The 6,186-nt window shown below is 46.4% G+C and carries 8 protein-coding genes and 1 pseudogene; 2 read left to right on the top strand and 7 right to left on the bottom strand.

Features of this window, described 5'->3' with window-relative positions; translation table 11 throughout:
* Positions 1-347 precede the first annotated feature (347 nt).
* Positions 348-1,145, top strand: a complete 798-nt coding sequence (locus tag RID09_RS15410; protein WP_446336806.1) for a hypothetical protein — start codon at positions 348-350, stop codon at positions 1,143-1,145.
* 223 nt (positions 1,146-1,368) lie between these two features.
* Here the strand turns inward: RID09_RS15410 and RID09_RS15405 are convergent, their stop codons facing one another.
* The 3 genes from RID09_RS15405 to RID09_RS15395 all read right to left on the bottom strand — a co-directional run bounded on the left by RID09_RS15405 (position 1,369) and on the right by RID09_RS15395 (position 4,134).
* Positions 1,369-1,593: a hypothetical protein gene (locus RID09_RS15405; protein ID WP_446336805.1), complete on the bottom strand. Its 225-nt coding sequence runs from the start codon at positions 1,591-1,593 to the stop codon at positions 1,369-1,371.
* Complete coding sequence (locus RID09_RS15400; protein ID WP_446336804.1) at positions 1,590-3,353, bottom strand: S8 family peptidase; 1,764 nt, start codon at positions 3,351-3,353, stop codon at positions 1,590-1,592. Before RID09_RS15400 ends, RID09_RS15405 begins: the two co-directional genes overlap by 4 nt.
* Positions 3,354-3,528: 175 nt before the next feature.
* Positions 3,529-4,134 carry an HD-GYP domain-containing protein gene (locus tag RID09_RS15395; protein WP_446336803.1) on the bottom strand — a complete coding sequence of 202 codons (606 nt, stop codon included), beginning with the start codon at positions 4,132-4,134 and terminating at the stop codon, positions 3,529-3,531.
* A gap of 154 nt (positions 4,135-4,288) precedes the next feature.
* Here RID09_RS15395 and RID09_RS15390 point away from each other — a divergent pair, with 154 nt between their 5' ends.
* Entirely contained in the window at positions 4,289-5,080 is a 792-nt protein-coding gene (locus tag RID09_RS15390) for a YdcF family protein (protein ID WP_446336802.1), read from the top strand.
* A 57-nt stretch (positions 5,081-5,137) separates the two neighbouring features.
* On the opposite strand, the gene RID09_RS15385 is transcribed toward RID09_RS15390, so the two are convergent.
* The 4 genes and pseudogenes from RID09_RS15385 to RID09_RS15370 all read right to left on the bottom strand — a co-directional run bounded on the left by RID09_RS15385 (position 5,138) and on the right by RID09_RS15370 (position 6,183).
* Positions 5,138-5,581 (bottom strand): DUF3598 family protein, encoded by a 444-nt coding sequence (locus RID09_RS15385; RefSeq protein ID WP_446336801.1) that lies wholly within the window; start codon positions 5,579-5,581, stop codon positions 5,138-5,140.
* Positions 5,524-5,706 (bottom strand): annotated as a pseudogene (locus tag RID09_RS15380) (hypothetical protein); the annotation flags it as partial. The gene RID09_RS15385 and the pseudogene RID09_RS15380, both read right to left, overlap by 58 nt.
* Positions 5,707-5,835: a hypothetical protein gene (locus RID09_RS15375; RefSeq protein ID WP_446336800.1), complete on the bottom strand. Its 129-nt coding sequence runs from the start codon at positions 5,833-5,835 to the stop codon at positions 5,707-5,709.
* A 12-nt stretch (positions 5,836-5,847) separates the two neighbouring features.
* Positions 5,848-6,183 carry a cupin domain-containing protein gene (locus RID09_RS15370; RefSeq protein WP_446336799.1) on the bottom strand — a complete coding sequence of 112 codons (336 nt, stop codon included), beginning with the start codon at positions 6,181-6,183 and terminating at the stop codon, positions 5,848-5,850.
* Between the last annotated feature and the right edge of the window lie 3 nt (positions 6,184-6,186).

Genomic DNA, 6,186 nt, shown 5'->3' with positions numbered 1-6,186 from the left:
TTGTGAGTCTCGATGTATTTTCTTTGCGTATACCACTAAAACATATAAGTTTTTGTGCTAATCTAAGTCGATCAAGGATTTTGGAGGTAAAACCGTCAAGCGTACCGTCTCCATCCCCGTCAACTTACCCCATAAAAGGTTGGGGCTGTTGACCTAAATATCTCCCCCTGCTTCCCCTGCTCCCTCTGCTCCCCCTGCTTCCCCATCTCCCTATTCGCCAAAATCATCCATGGGATAGAGTTCATCGCTACTCCACCAGAAAGATGCGTCGCCGCAAGAAAAGCCTTTGAATGAAGGGTGGAAGCCTTACTTCTAAGATTTGCTGACTATTCAGAGGACATTCATACATGTTTATTAAACACTATCGTAAAAGCTTACCTGCTAGTGCGATCGCCTTAGCGCTAATGGCTGTGCTACTTCCCTCCTGCGCCGACACCACGCAAGAGGTTGTCACCGCTGGACAAGAGGAAGAAAACGTGACGGCGGAGGAAGTCGAGGAGAACACCGAACAACTCATCGGTCAAACCGTGACAATCAGAGGCGAAGTGAGACAGGTTCTGGATAATGTCTCCTTTACCATCTCAGAGGATGAGTTTTTTGGCGGTGATGAAATTATCGTGGTCAATACCTCAGGCGAACCCTTTACCCTGCCAGAAGATGACGATGTTGAAGTCCAAGTCATCGGTGAAGTGCGCCAGTTTAATATGGTAGAGTTTGAGGAAGAATTCGACTTAGACTTGCAATTCGATACAGACTACGAAAACAAACCCGCGATTGTCGCCGAATCACTGGCACTTGCACCCAAACCCGGAGAAATTACCCAAAATCCTAGCCAATTCTACAATAAAACCGTGGCTGTAGAGGGTGAAGTGGAAGAGATTAGGAGTAATAATACCTTTACCCTTGATGAAGATCAGTTAGCGGGTGGCGGTGATTTATTGGTCTTCACCTTAGTCGCACCGGAGAGAACCATGGTCGAAGGTGAAGATGTCGTCGTGACGGGTGAGATACGTTCCTTTGTCTCTGCTGAATTTGAGCGGGATTATGATTTAACCTGGGATTTGGATGTCAAACGCCAACTGGAAGCCGAATACGAGAATAAGCCTGTATTCATTGCTAAATCAATCTATCCCTCTGCTCAATAATATTTAGTCTGGTAGCATTGGTTATCTGAAGGGGCGGGTAATGAAGCGAACAGCTAAGAACAGCTAAGTTCTTATCAATCTTAATAAGCTACCTGTAGGGGCACGGCAATGCCGTGCCCCTACCATAAAGTCAGTTATCCCCTAAAAAGCAACTCTCCCGTAATTATTAATGTGATCAGTTTTTAGGTATCACATCAATTACGGGAGAGCCTAGATTTTCAGTTTAATCTATCACTTCAAAGGACTTTACTTCGAGGACAGGACCAATCATTGCTGTGGTCATTACATCTTCTCGCACTTCTCCTTTCACCTTCACCTTCAAGTTCGGTTGCTGTAACTCATCGGGGGCATCCTGAAGTTCATAGGTTTCTCCAGAATCGGCAACTAAAGCCCAAGCCCCCATGCCAATATCCTTGTGTTCGATTTTGCCTGTGACATTAATGCTCATGCAAATCTCCCTTCTTCTTTAGAGGCAAAATAGGCAAGTCCGAAGCACAGGAGTGCATTTGCCATTAAAAATAGACGCGCCCCAATGCCACTTCCTAACCACAGAAGACTAGGAGACATTACCGCACTCACCGCTAAGCAACTGGCAACACCTAAGGCTGAACCAATCGCCACCCATTTCCATTGGGGATGTCCCAGGAACAGTGCCACTAAGATAAAGGGAATCAGCACGCTGGCAAAAATGGGATTTAATAACCCACTGCCTTGAATCGCTGTACCCAATTCTGGAATCGAACTGCCCATGACTCGTAGGGGCCACTGGGGTAAGTCAAAGATATAGAAGCCGCGCAGGAAGAATAATCCTGAACTTCCAGCCACTAACCCCGTGGTCAAACTCCAGCCAAAGGACAAATAAGTCCGTAAGAACCACGCCAAGAGGTAGGAACCCAGAACCATAAGAACTTTCGGCAGCAGCGCAACCGCACCACCATCAATCCAGAACCGGAGATTCAGATAACCGTTATCGCGCAACCAACGGAAGAAATCGCGGAAGGTAATTTGTCCCTTCGTCGCTAATTTCACCGCACCGGCGGCATCTAATTGTCCAGCGCCAAAGTGGTTGAGGGGGTCATCTTCAACCGGGCGGCTGGATTGTTGGAGAACGCTGAATATTTCATCAGGATTATCGATCCCACTGGCTTTTACCAAAGCCGCTACCCCAGCAACGTGGGGGGCTGCCATACTGGTTCCCTGAAAGCCGGAAAACATGGCAGTTTTGGTTTTGGGATTAATGGTTTCTTGGACAATCTTACCCGCTTCACTACCACCAGGGGCAGAAATGTCAACCCCTGCACCGTAGTTGGAATAGGGGGCTTTTACGCCAGCCGAATCCACAGCGGCAACACCCAGAACATGGGGATAACGGGCGGGATAGGAGGCGGAATTTTGGTTGGCATTCCCTGCTGCGGCAATAATCGCGACGCCTTTGTTATAGGCATAGTCGATTGCTTCTTGCATGAGTTTACTTTCACCGCCACCGCCCAAGCTCATATTGATCACATCCGCGCCATTATCGGCGGCGAATTTAATCGCTTCCGCGATATCGGAAATCGTACCACCGCCACCCGCACTCAATACTTTTAAGGGCATGAGACTGGCTTCATACGCCACGCCAGCAACCCCGTAACTATTATTGGTAGATTGGGCAATGGTTCCGGCAACGTGAGTCCCGTGACCATTATCATCGAAGGCGTCAACTTTATCGTTTACGAAGTCGTACCCTTCGACGAGTTTGGTATCTTTGAGATCAGGAACTGGACTAATCCCAGTATCAATCACCGCGACTGTAATCCCACTTCCCCGCGTTTCATCCCATGCGGCTTCCACATTAATGCTGCGGAGATTCCATTGCTGGCTATAGTTGGGGTCGTTGGGAACAAAAAACGTACTGTAGATGTAGTTGGGTTCAATATATTCCGTGTCCTTTGCCAGTTCTGAGCGTTTGAGCTGACGCAGGAGTTGCTTATCGCCCTCCAAAATGTAAATATTGTCAACGTCAGAGAATTCGCTATTGAGTCGCGGCGTCACACCGTATTTTTGTGCGATCGCGTTTACCTCGGCGCTAATCTCTGTGGCGGGAATATCTTCCCGGAAATCCAGCACAATTGAGCCAAATTCCCCTTGATTTGCCAACCCTTTAAAGTTGAGAAGGGCAAAACTTAGCCCAATGACAAACAAACACAGTAACAAAAACTTTTTCATTGGCAACCATCCGTATATCGTGCCAGTTTAACCTCTACGATAGCTTATTGGTCATTGGTTATTGGTCATTTGTTACAACCTCTGGCGAAATCTGTTGCCACATTTGTTCTTTGTCATTTGTCCAAGCGTTTTCGCGCTCAAAACTCAGTTGGGGCGGGTTTAGTTACATCCGGGTTCAGCCGCCGCCTTGATAGAACAGCTCAAGAAACCGGAAAAACTTCTCGCATAAGTTGGGATCTCGTGCGCCGACTTCCATCTCCTTGGTAATCTCTTCTATGGCTTGCATCCAGTAGGGGCGATCGCTTGGGGGTTCATTCCGGGTACGATGGAGTCGCTTACTGATAATAGCATCAGCGATATTGACAAGCTGGAAAACTTGGACAATAAACGGAATTTCATCGCCCTCGAGTCCTTTGGGATAGCCGGTGCCATTGAGTCGTTCTTGATGAGATAGCACTAGAGGGACGAATTCTCTCAACACAGGAAGTTGCTTGCAGACTAAAGCAGACACTTCTGGATACTCGCGAATTTTTACCCAATCCTGTTCACTTAACGAACCGGGATTGAGTAAAATCGAGTCAGGAATGCTGAGTTTTCCTAAGCCATGACAGTAACTCAGGAAAACAAGCTGGCGCAGTTGGGTTTTATCTAGTTTCAGCCACCGTCCAAAATGTAAGCACATCGTTCGCAGACGATAGCAGCGTAGACCAGCCGTGACGTTTCGAGCCAGCTGGATTTGTTCAAGAAAATTTAAGATATCGGCGTCGCCGGGGCGAAGCATTCCACTTCAGAATAAGTCTAGGTTACTTTTATTGTTGCATTGTTTTTGAGGTTAGTGAGCCGCTTTATAGAGTAGAGGGCTTAATTGCTATATTCTTAACCTTACCACAAGGGCTTGATAAAATCTGAATTGTGTATTTTTAATTTCCTGCTGTATGTTTCTATTTCTCTCCAAGCTACTCCCCCTATTTGTATATCCATTAGGACTCGCTTGCGTACTGATGGTTGTGGCGTTAGTCTTGTCCTGGAAACGTCCCCGTTGGGTTCCCATACCTATCGCCTTAGGATTGATTATCTTGTTAGTCACCAGTAACGGTTGGGTTGCCAATAGCATGGTTCAATCCCTAGAGTGGCAGCATATCCCCCCTACCGAATTACCCCAGGCGGAGGCAATCGTGGTTTTGGGGGGGGCAACTCGATCGGCTTTTCCGCCGCGCCCTGCACCGGATTTAAATGAAGCAGGCGATCGCGTTTTTTATGGGGCGCAGCTTTATCAGGAAGGCAAAGCGCCTTTAGTTATTGCTTCTGGGGGACGGATTGAGTGGCGAGGTGGGGGTTCTCCGGAATCAGCAGATATGGCTGTAATCTTAGAAATGATCGGCGTTCCTCCCTCAGCTATTTTACAAGATCCTGCGTCACTTAACACCCACCAAAATGCTATCAATGTGCGGCAAATTTTACAGGAGCAAGGAATACAAAAGGTACTATTAGTTACCTCCGCTATGCACATGCCCCGCGCCCTACGGATTTTTCTGCGTCAGGGGATTGAGGCGATTCCAGCACCGACGGATTTTTTGGTCACTCAACAAGAATTGAATGAACCGAATAGTAGTCTAGCAGCTACTTTGTTGAATGGTTTGCCAGATACTCAAAATTTAGATAAGACAACCCGCGCGATCAAGGAATATATTGGTACAGCCGTTTATTGGCTGCGAGGATGGCTATGACGAATGACGTAGCTTGCTTCTCACTCCCTTGAGTATGACAAATGACGAATGACTATTTTATCTGCGTTCTTCTTGAATCAATGTGCGTTGAAAGAGTTGATGACTTTTAAACCAATGCCAGGTGCGGGAGCGATGGTTATTGCAGGGACTCAGTTGAATCATTTCATATAAATAACTATCCGGTATTGTCTTGTAGGTAAAGTGTAGGATAATTGTTGCCGAATCAACTTCCCAGGCTTTCCCTTGAATGCGTTCTGTGTCAAACCAGAGGGCTTTATCCCGATAGATTGCAGGAAATTTATGCTCCTCCCGTTTGCCGTCAGACCAGTGATAGCGATTAATTTGATAATAATGATATGAACCTGTGTCAGGGAACTGACAACTTAAGTGAGATTCATGTTTGTCAAGAACCGTTCCTTGATTATCAACTAGGATGTAAGTTCCTACCCAGTCTCCTTCATGACGGGCAAGGAGAGGCATTTCATCTTTAATACTTGACATATAGTATTCTTACACGGATCAGACTGAGAGTCAGTTTTAATTAAAAGCGCCTTCTTCCTCATAAATCCTGTCAGTGCGGCTGCTCCCATTCGCGAACCCCCCATCCCAGAAAATTTAAATGAACTTTAACAGACTAAATCCACATTGTCAATGAGTGTCGCCCCTGTTTCTCCAGTTCCTTCAGAATAAACTAAGACATTTCGTAATTGGGGATGAGGGTGAAGCAGTTCGATGGGTGCAGGTACACAATCCAATTGGTTTAATCCTCAGTCATTTTTCCATAGCGTTAACAGAAACGCCAAATTTTGTTCAGCCTTTAAAGCGTGGGGAGCATTAGCCTGCATGGAAATAAAAACGCCCGGTTCTAATGGAATCTCCTTACCCTCCAAAGTAAAGATACCCTTTCCTTCAATCACATTAATCGTAGCGTTACGAGGTGACGTATGTTCAGAAATACTCGTGTCAGCCGCTAGACAGAACAACGTGTGGTCACATTTGTCATCTTTATGAATAACTTTACTCAGTACACCCCCTTCAGGATATTCGATGCGATCGCGCAGTTGCAATGAAAATGATGATTGGCTGGGAATTTGACCGGTCATGAT

This window comes from Coleofasciculus sp. G1-WW12-02, assembly GCF_040219735.1.
Lineage (GTDB): Bacteria > Cyanobacteriota > Cyanobacteriia > Cyanobacteriales > Coleofasciculaceae > Coleofasciculus.
This window is presented reverse-complemented; position numbering and strand designations above follow the sequence as displayed.